The 23,664-nt window shown below is 70.2% G+C and carries 20 protein-coding genes; 13 read left to right on the top strand and 7 right to left on the bottom strand.

The genetic code is table 11. The features are described from left to right. The 8 genes from tilS to tsaE all read left to right on the top strand — a co-directional run. On the top strand, nucleotides 1-435 hold a 435-nt coding region (gene tilS / locus D7Y13_RS17220), incomplete at its 5' end, for a tRNA lysidine(34) synthetase TilS (protein WP_147452461.1). Between the two features lie 182 nt (nucleotides 436-617). Then, nucleotides 618-2,534, top strand: a complete 1,917-nt coding sequence (gene ftsH / locus D7Y13_RS17215; RefSeq protein WP_120533551.1) for an ATP-dependent zinc metalloprotease FtsH — start codon at nucleotides 618-620, stop codon at nucleotides 2,532-2,534. A 152-nt stretch (nucleotides 2,535-2,686) separates the two neighbouring features. Further along, nucleotides 2,687-3,907 (top strand): dihydropteroate synthase, encoded by a 1,221-nt coding sequence (gene folP, locus D7Y13_RS17210; RefSeq protein WP_341870424.1) that lies wholly within the window; start codon nucleotides 2,687-2,689, stop codon nucleotides 3,905-3,907. A 168-nt stretch (nucleotides 3,908-4,075) separates the two neighbouring features. Continuing rightward, the gene (gene glmM / locus D7Y13_RS17205) at nucleotides 4,076-5,470 is read left to right on the top strand and encodes a phosphoglucosamine mutase (protein WP_120533553.1); all 1,395 of its coding nucleotides are present in this window, start codon (nucleotides 4,076-4,078) and stop codon (nucleotides 5,468-5,470) included. Nucleotides 5,471-5,600: 130 nt separating this feature from the next. Then, nucleotides 5,601-6,326: a pyridoxine 5'-phosphate synthase gene (locus D7Y13_RS17200; protein ID WP_120533554.1), complete on the top strand. Its 726-nt coding sequence runs from the start codon at nucleotides 5,601-5,603 to the stop codon at nucleotides 6,324-6,326. A gap of 5 nt (nucleotides 6,327-6,331) precedes the next feature. After that, nucleotides 6,332-6,706: a holo-ACP synthase gene (gene acpS, locus D7Y13_RS17195; RefSeq protein WP_120533555.1), complete on the top strand. Its 375-nt coding sequence runs from the start codon at nucleotides 6,332-6,334 to the stop codon at nucleotides 6,704-6,706. A 19-nt stretch (nucleotides 6,707-6,725) separates the two neighbouring features. After that, complete coding sequence (locus D7Y13_RS17190; protein ID WP_120583160.1) at nucleotides 6,726-8,258, top strand: NAD(P)H-hydrate dehydratase; 1,533 nt, start codon at nucleotides 6,726-6,728, stop codon at nucleotides 8,256-8,258. Continuing rightward, nucleotides 8,255-8,734, top strand: coding sequence for a tRNA (adenosine(37)-N6)-threonylcarbamoyltransferase complex ATPase subunit type 1 TsaE (gene tsaE / locus D7Y13_RS17185; RefSeq protein WP_120583159.1), 480 nt, complete (start codon nucleotides 8,255-8,257; stop codon nucleotides 8,732-8,734). Before D7Y13_RS17190 ends, tsaE begins: the two co-directional genes overlap by 4 nt. A 36-nt stretch (nucleotides 8,735-8,770) precedes the next feature. Here the strand turns inward: tsaE and D7Y13_RS17180 are convergent, their stop codons facing one another. The 6 genes from D7Y13_RS17180 to D7Y13_RS17155 form a co-directional block, all read right to left on the bottom strand. After that, nucleotides 8,771-9,646 (bottom strand): class II glutamine amidotransferase, encoded by an 876-nt coding sequence (locus tag D7Y13_RS17180; RefSeq protein WP_120583158.1) that lies wholly within the window; start codon nucleotides 9,644-9,646, stop codon nucleotides 8,771-8,773. Between the two features lie 87 nt (nucleotides 9,647-9,733). Next, the gene (gene hutI / locus D7Y13_RS17175; RefSeq protein WP_120583157.1) at nucleotides 9,734-11,002 is read right to left on the bottom strand and encodes an imidazolonepropionase; all 1,269 of its coding nucleotides are present in this window, start codon (nucleotides 11,000-11,002) and stop codon (nucleotides 9,734-9,736) included. Between the two features lie 3 nt (nucleotides 11,003-11,005). Continuing rightward, the gene (locus D7Y13_RS17170; protein WP_233595450.1) at nucleotides 11,006-11,704 is read right to left on the bottom strand and encodes a hypothetical protein; all 699 of its coding nucleotides are present in this window, start codon (nucleotides 11,702-11,704) and stop codon (nucleotides 11,006-11,008) included. 37 nt (nucleotides 11,705-11,741) lie between these two features. After that, entirely contained in the window at nucleotides 11,742-13,397 is a 1,656-nt protein-coding gene (hutU, locus tag D7Y13_RS17165; protein WP_120533560.1) for a urocanate hydratase, read from the bottom strand. Between the two features lie 132 nt (nucleotides 13,398-13,529). Further along, on the bottom strand, nucleotides 13,530-13,985 hold the full coding sequence (locus D7Y13_RS17160; protein ID WP_120533561.1) for a hypothetical protein: 456 nt from the start codon (nucleotides 13,983-13,985) through the stop codon (nucleotides 13,530-13,532). Nucleotides 13,986-14,087: 102 nt separating this feature from the next. Further along, the gene (locus tag D7Y13_RS17155) at nucleotides 14,088-14,513 is read right to left on the bottom strand and encodes a hypothetical protein (protein WP_120583156.1); all 426 of its coding nucleotides are present in this window, start codon (nucleotides 14,511-14,513) and stop codon (nucleotides 14,088-14,090) included. 198 nt (nucleotides 14,514-14,711) lie between these two features. On the opposite strand from D7Y13_RS17155, the gene D7Y13_RS17150 reads away from it, so the two are divergent. From D7Y13_RS17150 to D7Y13_RS17130, 5 genes are all read left to right on the top strand, one after another. Further along, nucleotides 14,712-17,093, top strand: coding sequence for an FdhF/YdeP family oxidoreductase (locus tag D7Y13_RS17150; protein ID WP_120583155.1), 2,382 nt, complete (start codon nucleotides 14,712-14,714; stop codon nucleotides 17,091-17,093). Next, nucleotides 17,090-19,345 carry a hypothetical protein gene (locus D7Y13_RS17145; protein ID WP_341870423.1) on the top strand — a complete coding sequence of 752 codons (2,256 nt, stop codon included), beginning with the start codon at nucleotides 17,090-17,092 and terminating at the stop codon, nucleotides 19,343-19,345. The genes D7Y13_RS17150 and D7Y13_RS17145 overlap by 4 nt, the downstream gene beginning before the upstream one ends. Nucleotides 19,346-19,757: 412 nt before the next feature. Then, nucleotides 19,758-20,780 carry a sigma-54 interaction domain-containing protein gene (locus D7Y13_RS17140; protein WP_370450752.1) on the top strand — a complete coding sequence of 341 codons (1,023 nt, stop codon included), beginning with the start codon at nucleotides 19,758-19,760 and terminating at the stop codon, nucleotides 20,778-20,780. Nucleotides 20,781-20,925: 145 nt separating this feature from the next. Further along, a complete protein-coding gene (locus D7Y13_RS17135; RefSeq protein ID WP_158620334.1) occupies nucleotides 20,926-22,257 on the top strand; it encodes a fibrinogen-like YCDxxxxGGGW domain-containing protein in 1,332 nt (443 codons plus the stop codon). Nucleotides 22,258-22,365: 108 nt separating this feature from the next. Beyond that, nucleotides 22,366-23,244 (top strand): MaoC family dehydratase, encoded by an 879-nt coding sequence (locus D7Y13_RS17130; protein WP_120533567.1) that lies wholly within the window; start codon nucleotides 22,366-22,368, stop codon nucleotides 23,242-23,244. A 45-nt stretch (nucleotides 23,245-23,289) separates the two neighbouring features. Here D7Y13_RS17130 and D7Y13_RS17125 read toward each other — a convergent pair whose 3' ends face one another. After that, a complete protein-coding gene (locus tag D7Y13_RS17125; RefSeq protein ID WP_120533568.1) occupies nucleotides 23,290-23,526 on the bottom strand; it encodes a helix-turn-helix domain-containing protein in 237 nt (78 codons plus the stop codon). Between the last annotated feature and the right edge of the window lie 138 nt (nucleotides 23,527-23,664).

Here is a 23,664-nt window from a genome sequence, read left to right as displayed (position 1 = left end):
CGGGAGCGCACTGTCAGTGGCCACGCCGTCTCCTTCCCCAGCGCGAACTCCAACACGCCCGGGGGCGCGGAGGGTGGATTTGGCGCGTGGCGTTTCCAGGTGGCGGAAGGATCCGCGCCCCCGGGCGTGTTGGAGTTCGCGCTGGGGAAGGAGACGGCGTGGCCACTGACAGTGCGCTCCCGGAGGCCGGGGGACCGCGTCCGCACGCGGTCGGGGCACCGCAAGGTGCAGGACGTGCTGGTGGATGCCCGCGTTCCGGCGGAGGCGCGCGACGCGCAACCGGTGGTGGTGGACGCGGACGGGGGGCTGTTGTGGCTCCCCGGGGTCGGGGTCTCCGTCGCGGACCGGGGAGCGCCAAGCACCGAGGTGGCTTCCCGACACTCGCTGTGGGCGTCATCTCCGGCCACAAGCGAACGCAAGGGGCCTCCGTTATAGAGTCGATGCCTCGAAACGGGGGGATGGTCGCGGACCCCTAAATAGTTGAGGGCTTTTTACTGTTGCTGATACGGTCCGTCGCTGGCCTGCACACAGGCGGGCGCCGGGCAAATGACGAACATCGCCGGGGTTCTTCCTGGCACGGCCCTCATCCCGCCGAGTACCGAAAGGGCAGCTGAAACGTGCGTTCGACCTACAAGACCATCGGGCTCTGGGTCATCCTGATCGTCCTCTTCGTCGCCTTCTACAATTTCTTCTCGCAAGGCAACGAGCAGGTGCAGGAACCGACCTTCACCCAGCTTCTGACCAAGGTGGAGGAGAAGAAGGTCCGGGCCGTCTCCGTCAAGGGCAACACCTACTCCGGCACGTTCAATGATTCGAACGACAAGTTCCGGACCACGGGACCGCCGCCGGACGTGGCCGTGCTCAACCAGCTCCGTGCCGCCGGCGTGGATGTGAAGTACGAGCGCGAGGAGCAGAACAGCCTCTGGCTCACCATCCTCGGGCAGTGGATGCCCGTCGTCTTCCTGTTCCTGTTCTTCATCTTCTTCATGCGCCAGCTCCAGGGCGGCAGCGGCAAGGCGATGACGTTCGGGAAGTCCAAGGCGAAGCTCCTGAGCGAAAGCCACAACAAGGTCACGTTCGCGGACGTGGCTGGCGTGGACGAGTGCAAGGAGGAACTGGAGGAGATCGTCGCCTTCCTCAAGGACCCCAAGAAGTTCACCAAGCTGGGCGGCCGCATCCCCAAGGGCGTCCTGATGATGGGGCCTCCGGGCACGGGCAAGACGCTGCTCGCCCGCGCGGTGGCCGGTGAAGCAGGCGTCCCGTTCTTCTCCATCTCCGGCTCGGACTTCGTGGAGATGTTCGTGGGCGTCGGCGCCAGCCGCGTGCGCGACCTGTTCGAGCAGGGCAAGAAGAACGCCCCCTGCATCATCTTCATCGACGAGATCGACGCCGTGGGCCGCCACCGTGGCGCGGGCCTGGGCGGCGGTCACGACGAGCGCGAGCAGACGCTCAACCAGCTGCTGGTGGAGATGGACGGCTTCGAGTCCAACGACGGCGTCATCCTGATCGCCGCCACCAACCGTCCGGACGTGTTGGATCCGGCGCTCCAGCGCCCGGGCCGCTTCGACCGCCGCATCATCGTTCCCCGTCCCGACCTCAAGGGCCGCCTGGGCGTGCTGAAGGTGCACACCCGCCGCGTGCCGCTGGCGCCGGAAGTGGAGCTGGAGGTCATCGCCCGCGGAACGCCCGGCATGACGGGCGCGGACCTGGAGAACCTGGTCAACGAGTCGGCCCTGATGGCCGCGCGCCAGAACAAGGAGCGCGTGGACCTGACGGACTTCGAGCAGGCCAAGGACAAGGTCTTCATGGGCCCGGAGCGCCGGTCCATGATCATGACCGACAAGGAGAAGCGGAACACGGCCGTCCACGAGGCCGGCCACGCGCTGCTCGCCAAGCTGCTGCCGGGCTGCGACCCGCTGCACAAGGTCACCATCATCCCGCGCGGTCAGGCCCTGGGCGTCACCTGGAGCCTGCCCACCGAGGACAAGGTGAACGGCTACCGCAAGCAGATCCTGGATCAGATCACCATGGCGATGGGTGGCCGCATCGCCGAGGAGATCATGTTCAACGAGATGAGCAGCGGCGCGGCGAACGACATCGAGCGGGCGACGGAGACGGCGCGCGCCATGGTGTGCCGCTGGGGCATGAGCGAGAAGATGGGCCCGCTGGCGTTCGGCAAGAGCGACGGTGAGGTGTTCCTGGGCCGCGACTTCAACTCGTCCAAGGACTACTCCGAGGACACCGCCCGGCAGATCGACGCGGAAGTGCGCAGCATCGTCGTGGGCTGCTACACCCACGGCAAGCAGCTGCTCACCGACAAGATGGACGTGCTGCAGCGCGTGTCCGACGCCCTGGTGGAGTACGAGACGCTCGACGCCGAGGACGTGAACATCATCCTGCAGGGCGGCCAGCTCACCCGTGAGCGTCCGCCCCCGCGCGTCAGCTCCTCCCCGAAGCCGACGGAGAAGAAGGACAAGCGGAAGATCCTCGACGCGCTCGAGGGCCTGCCCAACATGGAGCCGAAGAAGGCGTAGTCGCCTCTCGCGGCACCTGACGCAGTGACGAAGGCCCTTCCCGCGACTGTCGGGGAGGGCCTTTCGCTTGGGTCTGGCCTTCCGTGGGCGAAAGGAAGCGGCGACACTGGGCCTTCGCCTGAGCCCGTTGCCGCCGAGGTGCCCCGACCGTGATGCGTGCCCGTCTCATCTCCCGCGATCGTCCCGACGACCTGATGCTGGCGCTGCGCCGGCTGAACCTGTCCGTGCGCTCCTGCCAGCAGCTGACGCGCGAGCTGGGCCACGCGCAGGTGCTCGTCACGGGAGGACGGCCCTCCTACGAGGAGGAGCTGCTTCCCGAATACGGCACCCGGGAGCGCGAGCAGTTCCCGACCTGGGTGTCGGGCAAGGCCAGCGACCGGGCCGGGGATGCGCTCCTGTCCGGCAGCCGCAAGCAGTTCGAGCGGCTCATCACGCTGGCGCGCAAGTCGCCCCGCACGGACGCGCTGGCGCGCGCGCTGGAGGCCGTGCTCGAACTCCAGACGCCGCCCGTGCTGGAGCTGGGCGGACGCCGGTTCGAGTGGGGCACGCGCACGTACGTGATGGGCGTGGTGAACGTCACGCCGGACAGCTTCTCCGACGGCGGCCGGTTCCCGGACGCGGCCAGCGCGGTGGAGCACGGGGTCGCCCTGGCGGAGGCCGGCGCGGACATCCTCGACGTCGGAGGTGAATCCACGCGGCCGGGCTCGCTTCCGGTGCCCGCGGAGGAGGAGCTGGCGCGCGTGCTCCAGGTGGTGGAGGGCCTGCGGGCGCGCACGTCGGTGCCCATCTCCGTGGACACCATGAAGGCGTCGGTGGCGGCGGAGGTGCTCAAGGCCGGAGCGCACCTCATCAACGACGTCACCGGCTTCCACTTCGACCCGACCCTGCCCGGCGTGGTGGCCGCCGCGGGCGCGGCGTGTTGTCTGATGCACACCCAGGGGATGCCCCGGACGATGCAGCAGGCGCCCTTCTACGAGGACGTGATGGGCGAGGTGATGGACTACCTGGAGCAGGGCGTGCTCCAGGCGCTGCTGGCGGGCATCCCTCGCGAGCGCATCCTGTTGGACCCCGGCATCGGGTTCGGCAAGACGCTGGAGCACAACCTCTTCCTGCTACGGAGGCTGGAGGAACTGCGGGGGTTGGGTCAGCCGCTGCTCGTGGGCACCAGCCGCAAGTCCTTCCTTGGAAAGCTCACGGGAGGCAGGGGCCCCACCGAGCGGCTGGCGGCCACGCTGGGCTCGGTGGCGGCGATGGCGGTGATGGGCGGCGCGGACGTGGTGCGGGTGCACGACGTGACGGAGGCGCGCGACGCGCTGGCGGTGGCGGATGCCATTCGCCATGCCCGGGGCGGCGGCGACCTGTACGGCGCCTGACGCACGCAAGCCTGGTTGTCATAAAGAGGCCAGGCGGGCGTGCCTGGGTGCTTGCCTGGTGGTCATCCCGTCCCTACGTTCGAGCCCGCGTGTCGGAAGGGGTATAAGCCCCGGGACGTGAGCGTGGCCGGAGGACATCTCCGGCGTGGGAAAGGTGGAGCGGGACACATGGCGTACAGGATGAACATGCCCCCCAAGGAAGCGCAGAAGACGGAGCGGCTGTTCGGCACCGACGGCGTGCGCGGCGTGGCCAACGTCTATCCGATGACGGCCGAGGTCGCGATGAAGCTCGGTCGCGCGCTGGCGTACCTCATCCGCAGCGGTCCGCACCGGCACCGCGTCATCGTGGGCAAGGACACGCGTCTGTCCGGCTACATGCTGGAGCAGGCCCTGTCCGCCGGCCTCATCTCCATGGGCGTCGACGTGGAGCAGGTGGGCCCGCTGCCCACGCCCGGCATCTCCAACCTCACCACGTCCATGCGCGCGGACGCGGGCGCCGTCATCTCCGCGTCGCACAATCCCTACCAGGACAACGGCATCAAGTTCTTCTGGCGCGACGGCTTCAAGCTGCCGGATGAGACGGAAGCGAAGATTGAAGAGCTGGTCTCCAGCGGAGAGATCGACAACATCCGCCCCACGGCCACCAAGATTGGCCGCGCCATCCGCCTGGAGGACGCGCGGGGCCGCTACATCGTCTACCTGAAGGCCACCTTCCCCCGTGAGCTGACGCTGGAGGGGATGACCATCGTCGTGGATTGCGCCAACGGCGCGGCCTACAAGACGGCGCCCGCGGTGCTGGAGGAGCTGGGCGCGAAGGTCATCGCCCTGGGCGTGTCTCCGGACGGCAAGAACATCAACCACAAGTGCGGCGCGCTCCACCCGGAGGGCCTGGCCAAGGCGGTGGTGAAGCACGGCGCCAACCTGGGCGTGGCGCTGGACGGCGACGCGGACCGCCTCATCGTCGTGGACGAGAAGGGCAACGTCGTGGACGGCGATGCCATCATGGCCATCTGCACGGGTGAGCTGGTCGCTCGCAAGGAGCTGAAGAAGAAGACGCTCGTCGCCACGGTGATGAGCAACATCGGCCTGGAGCGCGCGGTGGCGCAGTGGGGCGTGAAGGTCGCGCGCACCCGCGTGGGTGACCGTCACGTCGTCGACGAGATGCGCCGCAACGGCTACAGCCTGGGTGGCGAGCAGAGCGGTCACCTCATCTTCCTGAACCACACCACCACCGGCGACGGCACGCTCGCGGCGCTCCAGCTGCTGGCGGTGATGTGCCGCCAGGGCAAGCCCCTGAGCGAGCTGGCCTCCATCTTCCAGCCGGTGCCGCAGACGCTGCTCAACGTGGTGGTGAAGCAGCGCCGGGAGCTGGGCGAGCTGCCCACGGTGATGAAGGCCATCAAGAACGTGGAGCAGAAGCTGGGCTCCTCCGGCCGCGTGCTGGTGCGCTTCTCCGGCACCGAGCCCAAGGCCCGCGTCCTCATCGAAGGCGAGGACGCGACGCGCAACGAGGCCTACGCCCGCGAAATCGTCGAGGCGATCTCCAAGGCGCTCAACGGTTAGCAGGACGGGGCCTTCCGTCCCGGGCCCCGCGCAGGACGGTTGACTTCCGGACGCCGGCCACCAATAGAGGGGCCGGCGCGGGCCCGGGCCTCGGACAATCCCGCACCTCGCGCCGGGTGAGGAGCGGTCGATGGGACAGCGACTGGGTGTCAACGTGGATCACGTGGCGACGCTGCGGCAGGCGCGGCGCACCGTGTATCCGGATCCGGTGACGGCGGCGGCGATGGCGGAGCTGGCCGGCGCCCGGCAGATCACCATCCACCTGCGCGAGGACCGGCGCCACATCCAGGACCGGGACCTGCGCATCCTGCGCGACACGGTGCAGACGCTCCTCAATCTGGAGATGGCCGCCACCGCGGAGATGGTGAAGATCGCCTACGAGTACAAGCCGGACGTGGTGACGCTCGTGCCCGAGCGGCGCGAGGAGCTCACCACCGAGGGCGGCCTGGAGGTCGCGGGCCAGCGCGAAACCATCGCGAAGATCATCAAGAACCTGAAGGACGGGGAGATCGCCGTCTCGCTGTTCATCGATCCGGACCTGGACCAGGTGCGCGCGTCGCACAAGGTGAACGCGGACCGGGTGGAGCTGCACACGGGGCGCTACTGCGAGGCGCGCAACGACAAGGAGCGCGCGCGGGAGCTGGCGCGCATCGTGGACGCGGCCAAGGCGAGCGCGAAGCTGGGCATGGGCGTGGCCGCGGGCCACGGGCTCAACTACGACAACGTGCAGGCCATCGCGCGCATCCAGGAGATCGACGAACTCAACATCGGGCACGCCATCGTCGGGCGCGCGGTGCTGGTGGGCTTCGAGCGCGCGGTGCGAGAGATGTTGGAACTGATGCGCGACCCGGGGTAGCCGCCATGTCCATCGTCGGCCTGGGGTTGGACCTCTGCTCCATCGAGCGCATCCAGCGCATCCTCGACGGGCCTCGCAAGGATGCGTTCCTGGCGCGCGTGTACACCGAAGGCGAGCGTGCCTACTGCGCGCCCCGCCACGACGCGGCCAGTGCCTTCGCGGCGAGGTTCGCGGCGAAGGAGGCGCTGGTGAAGGCGATGGGCGTGCCGCCCGGGGTGCATTGGAAGGACATGGAGGTGGTGCGCGAGGGCGGCCCGCCGCGCTTCGTGCTCTCCGGCGTGGCCCGTGAAGTGATGGAAGCGCGAGGGTGGGAGGCGATGCTCGCGCTCACCCATGATGCCGGCGTGGCCGCGGCCACGGTGGTGCTCCAGACGAAGTGAAGCAGGAAGGACTGAAGCCATGCAGCGCGTGCTCACCGCCGTCCAGATGCGTGAAGCCGAAGCGGCCGCCCAGGAACACCACGGGATGCCCTCCGGGTTGTTGATGGAGAACGCGGGCCGTGCGCTCGCGGACGCCGCCCGGAGCATCGCGGGTCCGGGGGGGCGCTTCACCGTGCTCTGCGGCCCCGGCAACAACGGCGGGGACGGGCTCGTCGCCGCGCGCTTCCTGCTCGAAGGTGGGGCGCGCGTGGTGGTGTCGCTGGTGGGCGACACGGCGAAGCTCACTGCGGAGTCGAAGCGCAACCTCCAGGCGCTGGAGGGCTTTGGCGAATCGCCGCGCGCCTTCGAGGCGCTGCCGGAGGCGGGCGCGGGGGACGTGGTGGTGGACGCGCTGTTCGGCACCGGCCTGCGCCGCGCGCCGGAAGGGGCCTTCGCGGATGCGATTGGCACCGTGGCGCGGTGGCGGCGCGCGGGGGCGAAGGTGGTGGCGGCGGACGTGCCGTCAGGCCTCCAGAGCGACACCGCGGAGCCCTTTCCGCTGTGCGTGGAGGCGGACGTCACGGTGGCCTTCGGGTTCCTGAAGCCCGCGCATGAGCTGGAGCCCGGCGCTTCGCTGTGCGGGGACGTGCGGCGCGTGGACATTGGCCTGGGCGGCGAGTCCGCGCGGGCGGTGTCGGGCGCGGAGCTGCTGCGGGTGGAGGAGAAGGACGCGCGCGAGGTGATTCCGGCGCGCCGCGCGGACACGCACAAGGGCACCTACGGCCACGTGCTGGTGGTGGCGGGCAGCTCGGGCAAGACGGGCGCGGCGGCGATGGTGGCCCTGTCGGCGCTGCGCAGCGGCGCGGGGCTCGTCACGGTGGCGACGCGCGCGGAGGCGCTGCCGTGGGTGATGGCGCACTCGCCGGAGATCATGGGCATCGCCCTGCCGGGAGAGGGGCCGCTGGGCAAGGGCGACCTGGAGGCGCTGAAGGGCGCGCTGGAGGGCAAGGATGCGCTGGTGATGGGCCCGGGCATCCCCCGGGGCCCGGAGACGGGCGCGTTGATTGGCGACCTGCTGGCGGCGGTGGACGTGCCCGCGGTGCTGGACGCGGACGCGCTCAACGCCGTGGCGGAGGACCTGACCGTGCTGCGCCGGGCGAAGGGCCCCGTGCTGCTCACGCCGCACCCGGGGGAGATGGCCCGGCTGTGGGGGCGGACGACGAAGGACGTGCAGCAGCACCGCGTGGGCGTGGCGCTGAACATGGCCACGTCGCTCAACGTCACGGTGGTGCTCAAGGGCTCGCGCACGCTCATCGCGGAGCCGGGCGGGCGCGTGTTCATCAACCCCACGGGCAACGCGGGCATGGCCACCGGTGGCACGGGTGACGTGCTGTCGGGCGTGTGCGGCGCGCTGCTCGCGCAGGGCATCAAGCTGCCCAGGGCGGCGTGGACGGCGGTGTACGCGCACGGACTCGCGGGCGACCTCGCGGCGAAGCGGCGGGGCCTGATGGGCCTCATCGCCACGGACCTGCTGGAGGACCTGGGGTCGGTCTGGGTGCGGTGGGGGCGATGAGCGAGCCCACCCTCACGCGGCGCCTCGTGTCTCCGTCCCCGGAGGAGACGCACCGGCTGGGCGTGAAGCTGGGCAAGCTGCTGGAGCCCGGGGACTTCGTGGGGCTCGTGGGCGACCTGGGCGCGGGCAAGACGCACCTGGTGCGCGGCGTGGCGGAAGGCGCGGGCGTGGCGAAGTCGGAGGTGGCGAGCCCCACGTTCGCCATCGTGTATCCGTACGAGGGCCGCATCCCGCTGTACCACGCGGACCTGTACCGGCTGGCCGACTACGAGGAGCTGTACGCCACCGGCTTCGTGGACATGGTGGCCGACAACGACCGCGCCATGTTGGTGGAGTGGTTGGACCGCATCCCCCAGGCCGCGCCGCGCGAGTTCCTGCGCATCTCGCTGCGCCATGCAGGGGAGGCCGAGCGGAGCCTTGAGGCCGAAGCGTTTGGTGCGCGTCCCACCGCGCTGCTTGAGGCGTGGCTCGGCTGAAGCACGCCCCGGGTGCGGCCCACCACGCAGCGCGGTTCAGGCCACGCTGCTCTGGGTCGGCTCACACGCGCGCGGGTTCAGCACACCTTCGGCCAGCGTCTGCACCTTCCAGCGGCGGAAGACGAGCCGCGCGTCCACGCCCACCACGTCCTCTTCATCCACCGGCACCCAGTGGGGACCGCCGCACAGCGACTCGCTGGCGACCAGGAACTGCTGGAGCGGCACGTCCGTGTTCGGCGCGCGCAGCGCTTCAGGGCAGCCGCCGATGCCGGAGGAGATGAAGAGCGTGCGGTTGCGGCGCGTGGCCACCATCGCCTCGCCGTCCGTGACGAGGAAGTTCATCGCGGAGCGCTCCTTCGGCTCGCGGCTTCCTGGCACGTCCGTCATCGTGGACACGAGCGTCATCGTCTCCGCCAGCGCTCGTGCCATCGACTCCGCCGGCACTGAGCCGTCGAGCGGACCCCGCTCCGCGAGCCGCGACAGGAACAGGTAGAAGCAGCGCTCGCTGTCCGTGGTGCCCTTGATGTTGACGCGCAACTCCGGGTGGATGAGCGCCTCCACGGCGGCCTTGTGCTTCGCGAACTCGCGCAGCGTGCCGTTGTGCACGAACGACCAGCGGCCGAAATGGAACGGGTGCGAGTTGCGGATCTCCACCGCACCCACGCTCGCGAGCCGGATGTGCGCGACCACGGTGCGCGCGGACACCTGACTCGACACCCGCTCGAAATCAGGATCGCTGTGCGCGGGGCCCACGCCATGCGCCACGAGCGGGGAACATTCCTGTCCGTATGAGGCAATGCCCCATCCGTCCTTGTGCTCGCGCGACTGGATGAGGAGCGAGTTCCTCTCCGTCACCAGGGCGGTATGGACAGCAGCGGGAACCGCGGATCTGAATCCAAATAATCGGCACATGGTGGCAGCTGATCTCTACAACGGCCGGCCCACGAGGGAAGTTCCACTTGCCCCCTCGGACGATGCCCGTTGTTCAGCGGCACGCACTCAGGGACAGCAATCCATCCGCGCGCGACACACCACCTGTCCTGCCTTCACCACCACTCGCGCGTGGCTGATACCCAGATGATAAGGCAGGTGCCGGTAACTGCGACAGCCGAAGACCACCAGGTCGCCCGCATCACCAACAGCCAGCCGCCCCTGCCGTTGCAACCCCAAGCATTGCGCGGCGCCCCGTGTCGCAGCCCAGTACGCCTCGGCGGCCGTCAGCCCGTTCTCCAGGCAGGCGAGCCCCAGCACCAGCGCCAGGTTTTCCGTCATGGAAGAACCGGGATTCACGTTTGAACCCAAAGCAATGTTGACGCCCGCGTCGCGCAACTTCCGGCCGGGCGCGTAGGGGCGCATGCGCAGGAAGAGGGTGGAGGTGGGCACGAGCACGGCGGTGACGTTCGCGGCGGCGAGCGCGCGGATGCCTTCGTCCGTCACCTGCTCCAGATGGTCCGCGCTGCTGGCCCCCACCTCGGCGGCGAGCGCGGAGGCCCCGCAGGCGGTGAGCTGATCCGCGTGCAGGCGCGGCGTGAGGCCCAGCGCCTTGCCCGCGAGCAGCAGGCGGCGTGACTCGTCCACGGTGAAGGCGCTCTCCTCCGTGAAGACGTCACAGAAGCGCGCCAGGCCCTCGTGCGCCACGGCGGGGAGAATCTCGTTGATGCACAGGTCCAGGTAGTCGCCTCGGCGGCCCTGGTACTCCGCGGGCACCGCGTGCGCGCACAGGAGCGTGGGCACCAGCTCCAGCGGGGACAGCGCGCCCAGCCGGCGCACCGCGCGCAGCATCTTCAGCTCGTCCGCCAGCGACAGGCCGTAGCCGCTCTTCACCTCGGCGGTCGTCACGCCCTGCGCGAGCAGCCGCTCCAGGCGGGGCAGGGCGAGCCGGGCCAGCTCCTCCTCGCTGGCCGCGCGGGTGGCGCCCACCGTGTTGACGATGCCGCCGCCCGCCTTGGCGATTTCGAGATACGTGGCGCCCTGGTTGCGCAGGTCGAACTCCGCGGAGCGCTCCCCCGCGAAGACCAGGTGCGTGTGGGGATCCACGAAGCCCGGGCCCACGAAGCCGCCCTCGGCGTCGATGATCTCCGTCGCGTCCGTGAGCGCGCCCCTGGGCAGGTCCGCTTCCCGGCCCACGAAGGCCACGCGGCCCTGGCGGATGCCCACGCAGGCGGCGGGGCGCGGGGTGAGGGCCACCTCCGCGGGCTCGCGGTGCGTGCCCTCCACGGTGAGCACCTCGGAGGTGTTGCGAACCCACAGGTCGAGCGCTTCCGTCATGTGTCAGCGTCCTCCACGCACCCCGGCGATGGGCACGTTCCAACTGCTGCCATTCGCGCGGGCCCGGCCGAAACCGCCGGACACCTCCAGCTTCGACTTGCCGGCCTCGCCCAAGGAAATCTGCGCGGCCACCACCGCGCCGTAATACACGCTCGTCACCTGCGAGCCGGGGTTCACCAGGGACTGGTGCACGCCCACGAAGGGCACCAGCCCCAGCGACATGCCGGGCTCCGGCTGCACGCTGAAGGCGCAGGTGCCCTCCATGCCGAACAGGCTGCTGGTGCTGTCCGTGTCGCCCAGGCCGAAGTCCGACGCGCCCCGCACCGCGATCGCCGGGGCCAGCCCCACCGTCCGCGAACCGATGTAGTACGACAGGCCCGAGTACAGGCCGTAGCCCGGCACCGGCGCCAGGAAGAACTCCCCCTGGAGCCCGACGTGCAGCGACAGCCGCTCATCCAGCGGCAGCGTCACCGTTCCGTCGTAGGCGATGCCCCACTGCTCGCTGTCGAAGGGCTTCGCGTCGCCCTCGAAGGCTCCGTCCAGCTCCCCGCGCTCGGACAGCTGCGGGGCGTTGAGGCGGGGGCCGGAGCGGAAGCCGATTTGATAGAAGCGCTCGTTGGACAGGCCCGGACCCATGCGCATCACCATGGGCCCGGTGGTGGTGGGCGTGCAGGCCGCGAGCACCCCCAGCACCCCCGTCATCAAGACTGCGCGGATCCGGCTTGGCATCCGGCGCACTCTAGGCGGTGAGGCCCGGGATGCGCACGCCCCGCTCCTTCGCGACGTCGGTGGCCTCCGTGTAGCCGGCGTCCGCGTGGCGCAGCACGCCCATGGCGGGGTCGGAGGTGAGCACGCGCTCGATGCGGCGCGCGGCCTCCGGGGTGCCGTCCGCGACGATGACCTGGCCCGCGTGCAGCGAGTAGCCCATGCCCACGCCGCCGCCGTGGTGGAAGGACACCCACGACGCGCCGTTCACCGCGTTCACCAGCGCGTTCAGGATGGGCCAGTCCGCCACCGCGTCCGAGCCGTCCTTCATGGCCTCCGTCTCGCGGTTGGGGGACGCCACGCTGCCGCAGTCCAGGTGGTCGCGGCCAATCACGATGGGCGCCTTCACCTCGCCCTTGCGGACCAGCTCGTTGAACGCGAGCCCGGCCTTGGCGCGCTCGCCGTAGCCCAGCCAGCAGATGCGCGCGGGCAGGCCCTGGAACGCCACGCGCTCCTGGGCCATGTCCAGCCAGCGGTTGAGCGACGCCTTGTGCGGGAACAGCTCGCGCACCGCGCGGTCCGTGCGGCGGATGTCCTCCGGGTCTCCGGACAGCGCCACCCAGCGGAACGGGCCCATGCCCTCGCAGAACAGCGGGCGGATGTACGCGGGCACGAAGCCGGGGAACTCGAAGGCGTTCTGCATGCCGCCCACCTTCGCCTGGCCGCGCAGGTTGTTGCCGTAGTCGAACACGTGGCTGCCGGCGGCCTGGAAGTCGTTCATCGCCTGCACGTGCATGATCATCGACTCGCGCGCGCGCTTCACGTAGCCCTCCGGGTCGCGCTTGCGCAGCTCGGCGGCGGCCTCCAGCGACAGGTCCGTGGGGATGTAGCCGTTGAGCGGATCATGCGCGCTCGTCTGGTCCGTCACGAGGTCCGGCTTGATGCCGCGCTTGTACAGTTCGCGGAACACCGACGCCGCGTTGCCGATGATGGCGATGGAGCGGCCCACGCGCTTCTGTTGCGCGTCCTTCGCCAGGGCCAGCGCCTCGTCGATGTCCTTCGCCACCACGTCCAGGTAGCGCGTCTCCACGCGGCGCTGGGCGCGGTGCGGATCGATCTCCACGCCCAGGAACACGGCGTTGTTCATCGTGGCGGCCAGCGGCTGCGCGCCGCCCATGCCGCCCAGGCCACCGGAGAGGATGAGGCGGCCGGCCAGGTCCTCGCTGCCGAAGTGGAAGCGGCCCGCGGCGGCGAAGGTCTCGTAGGTGCCCTGAAGAATGCCCTGCGTGCCGATGTAGATCCACGAGCCGGCCGTCATCTGGCCGTACATCATCAGGCCCTTCTTCTCCAGCTCGTGGAAGTGCTCCCAGTTGGCCCAGTGGCCCACGAGGTTGGAGTTGGCGATGAGCACGCGCGGCGCGTCCGGGTGCGTGCGCAGGATGCCCACGGGCTTGCCGGACTGCACGAGCAGCGTCTCGTCATCGGTGAGGCTCTGGAGGCTTGAGACGATGCGGTCGAACGACGGCCAGTCGCGGGCGGCCTTGCCGGTGCCGCCGTAGACGACGAGGTCTCCGGGCTGCTCGGCCACGTCCGGGTCGAGGTTGTTCATCAGCATCCGGAGCGCGGCCTCCTGCACCCAGCCCTTGCAGGAGAGGGTGGTGCCGCGAGAGGCGCGGATGATGCGGGACATGCGGAAGGCTCCTGGAAAGGTGGCGCGTGAAGGGGCGCCCGGGCGGGCACCCTAACCGAACCTTCCACGTCGCGGGGGGACGCCGTGCAGGGCCTGTCCCCTCGCGAACCCGGGCCGCCTGGACGCCGTGCGTCAGTAGTCCTTGCGCGCCCCCACGCTGGCGAAGAAGCGGAACTTGTTGGTGCTGTCGAAGAACTGGATGCTGCTGCCCGAATCCAGTCCGACGAGGGTCCCCCGGCAGTTGCCGCAGATGAGCGCGCCATTGCGGCGGATGTTCCACTGCCCGAACATGACGTCCTCGGTGGGGAAGCTGGCGGAGCCGCTGATCAGCTCGACGTCATAGTCCCGGAAGGTGGGGGTGGGGCTGCCAAGGATGACGGCGCGACCGTGCAGGTTCGCGAACACGGCCCCGGTGGACTCGCTCCAGCTGATCACCACGCCCCCTTCCGTCACCGGATACAGGGTCGAGCCCGAGTTGTCGCTGATGTACATGCCGCTGTCGGACCAGATGCTGTGCACACCGGCGGCGGCCAGGGCGGGGAGGGACAGCAGCAGCGCGGCGGCGATGGCGAAACGCACGGCCTTCATGGGAACTCCGAGTGATGGGGGCACGGGGACCCCGCATGTGCCCCCATCCTGCACGAAACCCGCTATGCGTGAAATACGTGTTTACCGCGCAGGCTCCGTGCGTCAGTAGTCCTGGCGCGAGTCCACGTAGGCGCTGAAGCCGTAGACCTCACCGCTCGTGTAGAACTTGATGCCGCTGCCCACCCCCGCCGTCAGTCCGTAGGCGCTGCCGGTGCAGCCGCCACAGATGAGCACGCCGTTGCGGTGGATGTTCCACAGGCCGTTGATGTTGGAGGCGGTGACGGCGGTGACGGACGAGCCGACCAGGTTGAAGTCGTAGGAGTTGCCGTTCGCGATGCCGCTGAAGCTCGCGTACGCGTACAGGGTGCTCTCGTTCCAGGTGATCGCCATGTTGACGCCCGTCGCCGGAGACGACGCGCCGTTGTCGACAATGGACAATCCGTGGGTGGACTGGATGCTGTGCCCGGCCAGGGCGGGGACGGACACGAACAGCGCGGCGGCGGCGGCGACGGAAGAGATGGCCTTCATGGGGATGGCTCCTGCTTGGGGGGACGGGGGCCGTGAAGCACCCCGTGGGGACACATCCTGCATGAGCCCGGTGAGACTTGAGAATATGGTCTTGTCCTTATTCCAGGAGAGTCCTGATCAACCCCCGACCTGTCGGGAAGGCGGGAGCGGGGTAGAGTCCGCGCCCGGAAGCGAACGGACCCGGGACGAAGGTGGGACATGGCCAAGGCACCACGACAGGTGGAGGACGCGGACGAGAAGGCCCTGGCGGTGCCGGCGGCCCAGCCTCCCGTGGAGGTCCGCCCTCCGGATGTGGGCGCGGTGAAGACGGTGGCGGGGGGCCTGCCCGCGGTGCTGCACGCGTTCAAGCACGTGCTGGGAGAAGCGGGGCCCTGGCGCGGCGGCAAGCTGCTCTGGAAGATCAACCAGACGGATGGCTTCGACTGTCCCGGGTGCGCGTGGCCGGATCCGTCGCACCGGTCGGTGAACGAGTACTGCGAGAACGGCGCGAAGGCGGTGGCGGAGGAGGGGACTCGCGAGCGCGTGACGCCGGAGTTCTTCCGCGAGTGGAGCGTGGCGCGGCTCGCCGGGCAGTCCGACCTGTGGCTGGGCAAGGCGGGCCGGCTCACGCACCCGATGGTGCTGCGCGAGGGCGCCGCGCACTACGAGCCCCTGTCGTGGGACGATGCGTTCGCGCTGGTGGCGGAGGAGTTGAACGCGCTGGGCTCGCCGGACGAGGCGTGCTTCTACACGTCCGGCCGGACCAGCAACGAGGCCGCGTTCCTGTACCAGTTGTTCGTGCGGCAGTTCGGCACCAACAACCTGCCGGACTGCTCCAACATGTGCCACGAGTCCAGCGGCACGGGCCTCTCGGAGACGCTGGGCATTGGCAAGGGCTCCGTCACGCTGGAGGACTTCGACCACGCGCAGGCCATCTTCGTCATTGGCCAGAACCCTGGCACCAACCACCCGCGCATGCTCACGGCGCTCCAGGCCGCCGCGCGCCGGGGCTGTGAAATCGTCAGCGTCAACCCGCTGCCGGAGACCGGGCTCAACCGCTTCAAGCACCCGCAGGAGGTGCTGCACCTGTTCGGTCCCGGCACCGCGCTCAACAAGCTCTTCCTCCAGGTGCGCATCAACGGCGACGTCGCGCTCCTCCAGGGGCTGGGCAAGTCGCTGCTGGAGCGCGAGGCGAAGGCGCCCGGCACCGTGGTGGACCGGGCGTTCGTCGAAGGCAGGACGGCGGGCTTCGACGCGTACGCGGCGCACCTGGGCACGGTGTCGTGGGACGACGTCGTGGAACAGAGCGGCGTGTCCCGCGAGCAGATTGAGTCCGCGGCGGACATCCTGGCGAGATCCGAGCGCACCATCTTCTGCTGGGCCATGGGCCTCACCCAGCACCGCAACGCCGTGGGCAACGTGCAGGAGGTGGTCAACCTGACGCTGCTGCGCGGGAGCATCGGCAAGGCCGGGGCGGGCGTGTGTCCGGTGCGCGGGCACAGCAATGTGCAGGGCGACCGCACCATGGGCATCTGGGAGCATCCCCAGCCCGCGTTCCTGGATGCGCTGGAGCGCGAGTTCGGCTTCTCGCCGCCGCGCCACACCGGGCTGGACACGGTGGCCACGCTGAAGGGCCTGCATGATGGCCGGGTGAAGGTGTTCTTCGCGCTGGGGGGCAACTTCCTGTCGGCCACGCCGGACACGGAGTTCACCTCGGAGGGCCTGCGGCGCTCGCGCCTCACGGTGCACGTGTCCACCAAGCTCAACCGCGCGCACCTGGTGCATGGAAGGCGCGCGTTGATCCTCCCGTGCCTGGGCCGCACGGAGCATGACGTGCAGGCCACGGGGCGGCAGTTCGTCACCGTGGAGGACTCGATGGGGATGGTGCACGCGTCGCGCGGCGCGGTGACGCCCGCGTCCGAACACCTGCTCAGCGAGCCCGTCATCGTCGCGCGGCTGGCGCACGCGGTGCTGGGGGCCCGCTCGAAGGTTCCGTGGCTGTCGTTGGTGGAGGACTACGACCGGGTGCGCGAGCTCATCTCCCGCTGCATCCCGGGCTTCGAGGACTTCAACCGCCGCGTGCGCGAGTCCGGCGGGTTCGCGCTGCCCAACGGTCCGCGCGAGGGACGCTTCCCCACGCCGGATGGAAAGGCCCACTTCACGGTGCACACCATGCCGCGCCTGAAGCTGGAGCCGGGGCAGTTGCTGATGATGACGCTGCGCTCGCATGATCAATACAACACCACCGTGTATGGCCTGGATGACCGCTACCGGGGCATCCACCAGGGCCGTCGCGTGGTGTTCCTGCACCCGGAGGACGTGAAGGCGCGGGGGTTGTCAGCGGGGCAGAAGGTGGACCTCACCAGCCACTTCCAGGGCCAGACGCGCGTGGCCCGGGAGTTCCTGGTGGTGCCGTACAACATCCCCCGCGCGTGCGCGGCCACGTACTTCCCCGAGGCGAACGTGCTGGTGCCGGTGGACAGCCACGCGGAGAAGAGCCGCACGCCCACGTCGAAGTCCATCGTCATCACCGTGGCCCCGAGCACTGTCTCCGCCGCCCTGCTGCCGGCCGGGACTCCGGATGTCGCGAGGCCCGGGTGAGCCTGTCTGTTCCCATGCCGTCGTCGGCCGGGGTCGGGTGGCCGGAGTCGCTCCAGTCGCTGCATGCGCAGGTGGCGGTGGCGACGCCCCAGGACGCCGTGGCCCTGAGCGCCGGCTGGCGTGAGGACTTCGCCCGCTGGGTGCGCGGGGCTTCGTTGGAGGAGCGCACGCGGGCCCAGGCCGCCGCGTGGGAGCGGCTGTCCCCGGGCGAGCGCAGTCCGGGCGAGGTGCTCTTCCTGTTGTCCACGTGCAGCGAGCTGCTCTGGCCCTACGCGGAGCCGCCCTCGGGCCTGTTGGGACAGCTCCTGGCCCGGCAGCGCGAAGCAGTGGCCACGCTCCGCGAGGCGGGGGACGCGGAGGGCGCGGAGCGGATCCAGCGCGAGACGGACGCGTCGCTGTCCACGGTGCTCACGCGCTACCTGAAGCGCCACCCGGATGCATTGCAGGCGCTGGTGCGGGGCGTGCCATGCACGTTCGACGGCCGCGCGCTGCGCTTCCAGGACGCGGTGGAGGTGGACCTGAAGTTGGTGCTGGGCGCGGGGCCGAAGTCGGTGGGGCTGCTGGAGCAGTTGCGCGCGCTCCTGCCCGACACGCGCGAGGAGGGCCGCGACCGGCTCGCCGAGTTCATCCGCACGCGCGCCGCGCGCATCCCCTGGCGCGAGGCGAGCGAGGTGCTGGGCGAGCGTCTCTTCGCGCTGGCCACGTCCCCGGACGGCCGCGGTGGCATGCGCGGCTTCCTCGCGTGCTACCCCAACGGGCGCAAGGAGCCGGACTGGTGTTCGCGCGCGGGACTGTTGCTGGCGCGCACGGTGGAGGTGGGTGGCCCGCCCGCGGTGGTGGAGAACCTGTGCGACCTGCTCACGCTCTTCGACTCGCCCCCGGTGGACGGGCTGCGCGGGGCGCTGGGCGCGCTGGTGCAGAGCGACTTCGAGGCGGCGGCGGACCTGGGCCACGCGCGGTTCGTCCTGGACCATTGCCACGGCACGATGCGCAAGAACGAACCCGCGCTCGCGCTCGCGCTCCTGTGGCTGGAGGAGCGGCTGTTCCGCGCGGCCGTGCGGCGGGGCGTGCCGGAGGCCTTCGAGCGGCGCACCCGGGCCCGCGCGCGGCTGGAGTCCGTGCCCGGCTACGCGCACCTGGTGTGGCTGGCGGAGGAGTGCGCGGAGGTGTGGCCGCGCTTCCGCTCCCCCGCGCGGCCCGGCCTGGACGGGCTGGTGGCGTGGCGCGCGGAGGTGGCGCAGCGCATGGGCAAGAAGCCCGTGTTGCGCAAGGCGGCCATCGAGTTCCTCCTGTGGTGCGCGCCGGACGAGGCGTCCTCCGAGGCGGAGCTGGCGGTGCTCGCGTTGGTGCGCACCGCCACGGACCGGCGGCTGGTGCGCAAGATGCTGGAGCACCCATCCCCCAAGGCCCGCTTCCGGGCGCGCTCGCTCCAGTCCTGGCTCCAGGCGGGCGCGGGGCAGGGCAGGTCCCCGACGCCGGTGGAGGCCACGGAGCCCGCGACGTTGACGGCTTCGCTGCGCCACCTGCACGCGACGCGCTCGGTGCCGGTGGGCGGGCGCACCTGGCTGCGCGACCGCGACCTGGAGGACCTGCTGGTGGGCGCGGTGGGGCGCGTGGAGGCGGACGTCGCCGCGCGCCATCCGGAGCGCTTCCGCGAGGAGACCGCGGAGCTGGTGGCCGGATTGCTGGAGGGCCTGCGCGCGGAGCTGGAGCGCATCCAGGCGGACCTGGGTTCGCTGCTGGCCCAGGGGCGCGCCTCCCCACTGTCCCTGACGATGACCGTGCAACGCGCGCCGCCCCCCGCGCGTGACGGGGGCGTGGAGGTGGCCTTCGTCGTGTCGGTGGAGCGCGAGGGCTTCGTGCGCACGCGGCGCGTGGTCCGGATGCCGGTGGCGAAGCTGGAGCAGCGGGGCGAGGGCCAGTGGCTGCCCACGTTCCGCCTGGGCCGCGAGCGGCTGGACGCGTTGCTCGCACGCACCGAGGCCGCCTTCTGTCTCTTCCTGGTGCCCGCCTTCGTGCGTGCCGAGTGCTGGGTGGTACCGGCGCGACTGGCTCGGGCGCTGATGGAGACGCAGGGGGCCCTGGCCGGTGTGCCCCGGGAGGCGGCGCAAGGTGTGTCCCGACCGCTTGCGCAGTGGCTGGTGTACGACGTGCTGGGCCTTTGGGTGGGGGACGAGCGGCCCGACGTGGTGGATGCGGCCCGGACGGGCGATGCCGGTGCGGACTTCGTGGTGGACCTGATCGTGCGCTGAAGGCCTCGTCCCCAGAGGGGCGGAAATGGCCCGGGGAATTGTCCGGGAATATCCAGAAGGTCCGGCGTAAAGGCTGACGAGGGATGCTGGAAGACCGTCCGGGGCAGGGGGCCCCAGGACCTCCGTCCGTCCAGTTGAACGGGATGCCTGCCTCCACGCGCGCGGCATCACCGTGTCACAAGTGACGGGAACGGCCTCCAAGTCGTTGAACGAAGTGGTGGCTGGGGGGAGGAGCGTTTCGTCAATGAAGAGGTCGAGCGAGGGAGTCGCCGTGTCGCGTTTCCACTGCGAGATGAAGACGGAGCGAAAGGGGGCCGCGCGCACGAGGTCCCCGAAAGAGCGTCCCGGAACCTTCGTGGGTGGGGTCCGGTGGCGCCAGGCGCGAACGCGGGGGGGAAGCGGAACCAGCGGGGTGTCGTTCTCCGCCCGGTGCGAGTCGCGCGAGGAGGACGCTCCGTTGACGCGTCCGGAATCCCTTCCAGAGAGCGCGGCCTTCGGGGAACTGGTGGCCCGGTCCGCCGCGGCTCGGGCCAGCTTTGATCGGATGGAGCGTGCGGCCTCCTGCAACGCCACGGTGCTGCTGGAAGGAGAGACGGGGACGGGGAAGAGCCGGGCCGCGCTCGCCATCCACCGCGCGGGAGCCCGCGCGGGCGCTCCCTTCCTGGTGGTGGACTGCGGCGCGCTCCCGGCGAACCTCCTGGAGAGTGAGCTGTTCGGCCACGAGAAGGGCGCCTTCACCGGGGCCATCCAGCGGCGCGTGGGAGCCTTCGAGGAAGCCGACGGAGGCACCATCTTCCTGGATGAGATTGGCGAGCTGCCCGCGGAGCTGCAGCCCAAGCTGTTGCGCGTGCTGGAGAACCGGGAGATCCGCCGCCTGGGCTCCAACATGCATCAAGCGGTCAACGTGCGCGTCATCGCGGCCACGCACCGCGACCTGCGCGCGGAGGTGCAGGCGGGCCGCTTCCGGGCGGACCTGTACTTCCGGCTCGCGGTGGTGGGCATTCCCATCCCCTCCCTGCGCGAGCGGCCGGAGGACCTCCCGCTCATCGCCGAGCGCATCCTCGCGGGGCTGGGCGCCACGCCCGCGCAGGTGGAGTCGCTGACCACGCCGGACTTCCTCGCGCGACTCCAGAAGGCCCCGTGGCCGGGCAACGTGCGCGAGCTGCGCAACCACCTGGAGCGCTGCCTCGTCTTCCAGAGCGCGCTGCCGCCAGCGCTCTCCGACTCCGGTCATCCGCCCGTGGCCCCCCGTTCCGTGGATGCCGCGTTGACGTACGCGGAGGCCCGACGCCAGGCGCTGGAGTCCTTCGAGCACGATTACGTGGAAGCGCTCCTCAAGCTGCACGGAGGCAAGGTGTCCCAGGCCGCCGCCGCCGCGGACATGGACCGCGTGTACCTGTATCGGCTCCTGCGCCGGCATGGCCTGAAGAGTTGATGTCTGCTTTGACTCGGGCGGGTTGAAATATACAGTCATTGACTGGCTTCATGGGGTGTTGGATCTGTCTCCGTCTGGAGGCAATTCCATGCGCCGCAATCCGTATCGCCTTGTTGCTGGAGTCATGTTTGGTTTTTGCGCTGTGGTGTCCGGGGGCTGTGAGCCCTCGGAGGCGCATCCGTCTCCTCCGTTGGAGGCGCTGAGCAGCGGTCAATCCGTGGTCACCGCCGCGACGCCCGAAACGCTGCCCGCCAGCTTCCTGTCCGACATCGCTGAAGCCCTGCCGGAGAACCAGTCCGTCCCGGTCCATCACCCGGACTACGTCGCGCCCTCGAACGACCCCAACATCCTGGTCACGGCCACTGCGGATGTCTGGGTGACGTTCGTGTCCGAGGGCGCCACCTACCGCAACACGCTGGGTTACTTCACGTACCCGGACGGGAGTCCTCCTGCCACGGTGGAGGACGTGCAGAAAGTCGTCATCTTCCCCAATGCCTCGGCGTGGGGCTCCACGGGGGAACTCCACACGGGGGACCGCGTCCACCTGGGCCAGTTCTCCGCCGGGACACGGCTTGGCTTCTTCCTGGTGGCGGACGGCTGGGATGGGACCCAGGTGGACCTCTCCAAGCTGACCTACTACTCCGTGGACGCGCTCAACCCGGAGGCCGTCGAGCGCAGGCGCCACGTGATGAGCGCGTACCACCTGGAAACCCAGCGCCGGGTCCTGGCCTTCGAGGACTTCGACCGAGCGCATGAGCAGGTGGACGACGACTTCAACGACGTCGTCTTCACGGTGCGGAGCGATCCCCTGTCGGGCACGGGTTCGGGAGGTCCCACCCTGCCGGAGAAGCCCTGTCCGGAAGCCCCTTCCGCAAGCGTGCATTCCTGCCAGGAGTTGCATCAGTACTGCCCGTCACTGGGCAGCGGCGTCTATTTCCTGAACCCCTGTGATTCGCAGCCGTCCGCGTACTACTGCGACATGACCACGTCCGGAGGCGGATGGACGGTGGCCGGATGGCAGGCGTCCAACGCGAAGACGAGCCTGGGCGTGGCGACGCGCGGCACCCCGGGCGACGAAGACTGGTCGAAGAGCCTGGCGTGCCTCGACTTCAACAGCGTCAGGGTCTTCAACCGCACTTTTGGAGAGAGCTTTACCCAGTCCTACGCTCCCTCGGCATGGGGCTACAGCCAGACGAACATGGCCTTCGGTGTCGCGGGAACTGCCTTCAAACAAGGCACCTACGGGCCGGCCAGCTCCCAGATCATGATGGGGTGTGTCAATTATGGGTATTACGGGGGCGTCTATCCTGAGTACGCCTGCGATAGTGACGGCCAGAGAGGGGCTCAGGGGCACCTCGCTGACTACGCGGGCGAGTACTGCGCCGGCGCACGGCTCGACTACACCTGGGCGTGGAGCGACGGAACCACCTGCAGGTATCGCGGCGTCCCCTACACCTGGGGCTTCGCGGTCCGCTGAACCCGCCGCGTCTTGGAGGAGGGGAGGACCGGCCCGACGGTTCGGCGGGCCGGAATCCCCCTGACTTTTCCCACGCGGGATGGGGGCGGCTGGCGGAGAATCCCGCCCATGTCCGCCACCATCTTCGACCTGCACACGCTCCCCGCGATGCCCGCCGCGCTCCTGCGCGCGGCCTTCACCCGCAGGAAGGGGCGTGGGACGGCGCTGCCGGAGATGACGCTGCGGGCGCATGGCTGCCGCGCCTCACCGGAGCTGTTGGCGCGCTACCGCACCGCGTGCGGCTTCGACGCCGATGGCTTCCTGCCGGTGACGTATCCGCAGGTGCTCGCGACGCCGCTGCACCTGGGCCTGCTGGGCCTGCCCGACTTCCCGTACCCGGTGCTGGGCACCGTGCACGTGCGCAACCACATCCAGCAGCACCGCCGCATCGCGGACGCCGCCCCGCTCACCGTGTCCTGCCACTTCGAGGGCCCACGTGAGGTGCCCGCGGGAAATGAGTTCGACGTGCACACGCGCGTCGAAGCGGAGGAGAGCGGCGAACTGCTGTGGCAGGCCGTCACCACCATGCTGCGTCGGGACGGGGCCCGGAAGGACAAGGACTCCTCCCGCAAGGACCGCCCGCCGGACGATGCCCAGGCCGCGCGGTTCGCCGCGAGCCGTCCTGCCCCCTGGACCGTGCCCGCCGACACCGGCCGCCGCTACGCGCGGGCCTCCGGGGACTTCAACCCCATCCACCTCACCGCGCTCACGGCGCGGCCGTTCGGCTTCCCGCGCGCCATCGCGCACGGCATGTGGACGCTCGCGCGCTGCGTGGCGGAGCTGGGCGAGGCGGCCCACCCGGACGCGCTCCGCCTGGACTGCGACTTCAAGAAGCCCCTGCTCCTGCCGGCCCGCGTGACGTTCCAGACGGCCCGCGAGTCCGGGGGCGTGGCGTTCCGCGTGCTGTCGGAGGAGGGGAAGCCGCACCTGCTCGGGCGGCTGGACTGAAGCCCGAGCGACCTGCCGTCGGGCTGGAGGGCGGGCGGCCCACCGTCAGTCGCTGAGCTCCGGCAGGTCCGGCAGGCTGTCCGGATCCAGCTTCATCATCGCGCACAGCCGGCTCAACGTCGGGATGGTGGGCACCATCACGCCGCGCTCGACACGGGCCAGGACTTCCACCCCCAGCTCCAGATGCTCGGCGACTTCCTCCATGGAGAGCCCCGCCTGCTGCCGCGCCGTCTTCAGCGCCGCGCCAAGCGCTTCGGCCCGCTCTCTCCGACTCTGTGTCATTCCCCGAGCATGGCGCCATCCGGCCCTGCCGTCACTTGAATCCCACACGCACCGCTTCCGGACGGTGGGCAGCCCAGGGACCTGTCCTTCCCGGCGTGAAGTCCCCAACAGCACGCCACCCCCGTGGTCCCGCTGGAC

It is taken from the genome of Corallococcus praedator (assembly GCF_003612125.1).
GTDB classification, from domain to species: domain Bacteria; phylum Myxococcota; class Myxococcia; order Myxococcales; family Myxococcaceae; genus Corallococcus; species Corallococcus praedator.
This window is presented reverse-complemented; position numbering and strand designations above follow the sequence as displayed.

Coding starts and splice junctions, on each gene's coding strand:
- D7Y13_RS17190 (WP_120583160.1), top strand. CDS start 6,726: ATGCAGCGCGTGCTCACCGCCGTCCAGATGCGTGAAGCCGAAGCGGCC.
- D7Y13_RS17200 (WP_120533554.1), top strand. CDS start 5,601: ATGGGACAGCGACTGGGTGTCAACGTGGATCACGTGGCGACGCTGCGG.
- D7Y13_RS17150 (WP_120583155.1), top strand. CDS start 14,712: ATGGCCAAGGCACCACGACAGGTGGAGGACGCGGACGAGAAGGCCCTG.
- D7Y13_RS17130 (WP_120533567.1), top strand. CDS start 22,366: ATGTCCGCCACCATCTTCGACCTGCACACGCTCCCCGCGATGCCCGCC.
- D7Y13_RS17160 (WP_120533561.1), bottom strand. CDS start 13,985: ATGAAGGCCGTGCGTTTCGCCATCGCCGCCGCGCTGCTGCTGTCCCTC.
- glmM (WP_120533553.1), top strand. CDS start 4,076: ATGGCGTACAGGATGAACATGCCCCCCAAGGAAGCGCAGAAGACGGAG.
- D7Y13_RS17125 (WP_120533568.1), bottom strand. CDS start 23,526: ATGACACAGAGTCGGAGAGAGCGGGCCGAAGCGCTTGGCGCGGCGCTG.
- D7Y13_RS17155 (WP_120583156.1), bottom strand. CDS start 14,513: ATGAAGGCCATCTCTTCCGTCGCCGCCGCCGCCGCGCTGTTCGTGTCC.
- hutU (WP_120533560.1), bottom strand. CDS start 13,397: ATGTCCCGCATCATCCGCGCCTCTCGCGGCACCACCCTCTCCTGCAAG.
- tsaE (WP_120583159.1), top strand. CDS start 8,255: ATGAGCGAGCCCACCCTCACGCGGCGCCTCGTGTCTCCGTCCCCGGAG.
- acpS (WP_120533555.1), top strand. CDS start 6,332: ATGTCCATCGTCGGCCTGGGGTTGGACCTCTGCTCCATCGAGCGCATC.
- D7Y13_RS17180 (WP_120583158.1), bottom strand. CDS start 9,646: ATGTGCCGATTATTTGGATTCAGATCCGCGGTTCCCGCTGCTGTCCAT.
- folP (WP_341870424.1), top strand. CDS start 2,687: ATGCGTGCCCGTCTCATCTCCCGCGATCGTCCCGACGACCTGATGCTG.
- hutI (WP_120583157.1), bottom strand. CDS start 11,002: ATGACGGAAGCGCTCGACCTGTGGGTTCGCAACACCTCCGAGGTGCTC.
- D7Y13_RS17170 (WP_233595450.1), bottom strand. CDS start 11,704: ATGACGGGGGTGCTGGGGGTGCTCGCGGCCTGCACGCCCACCACCACC.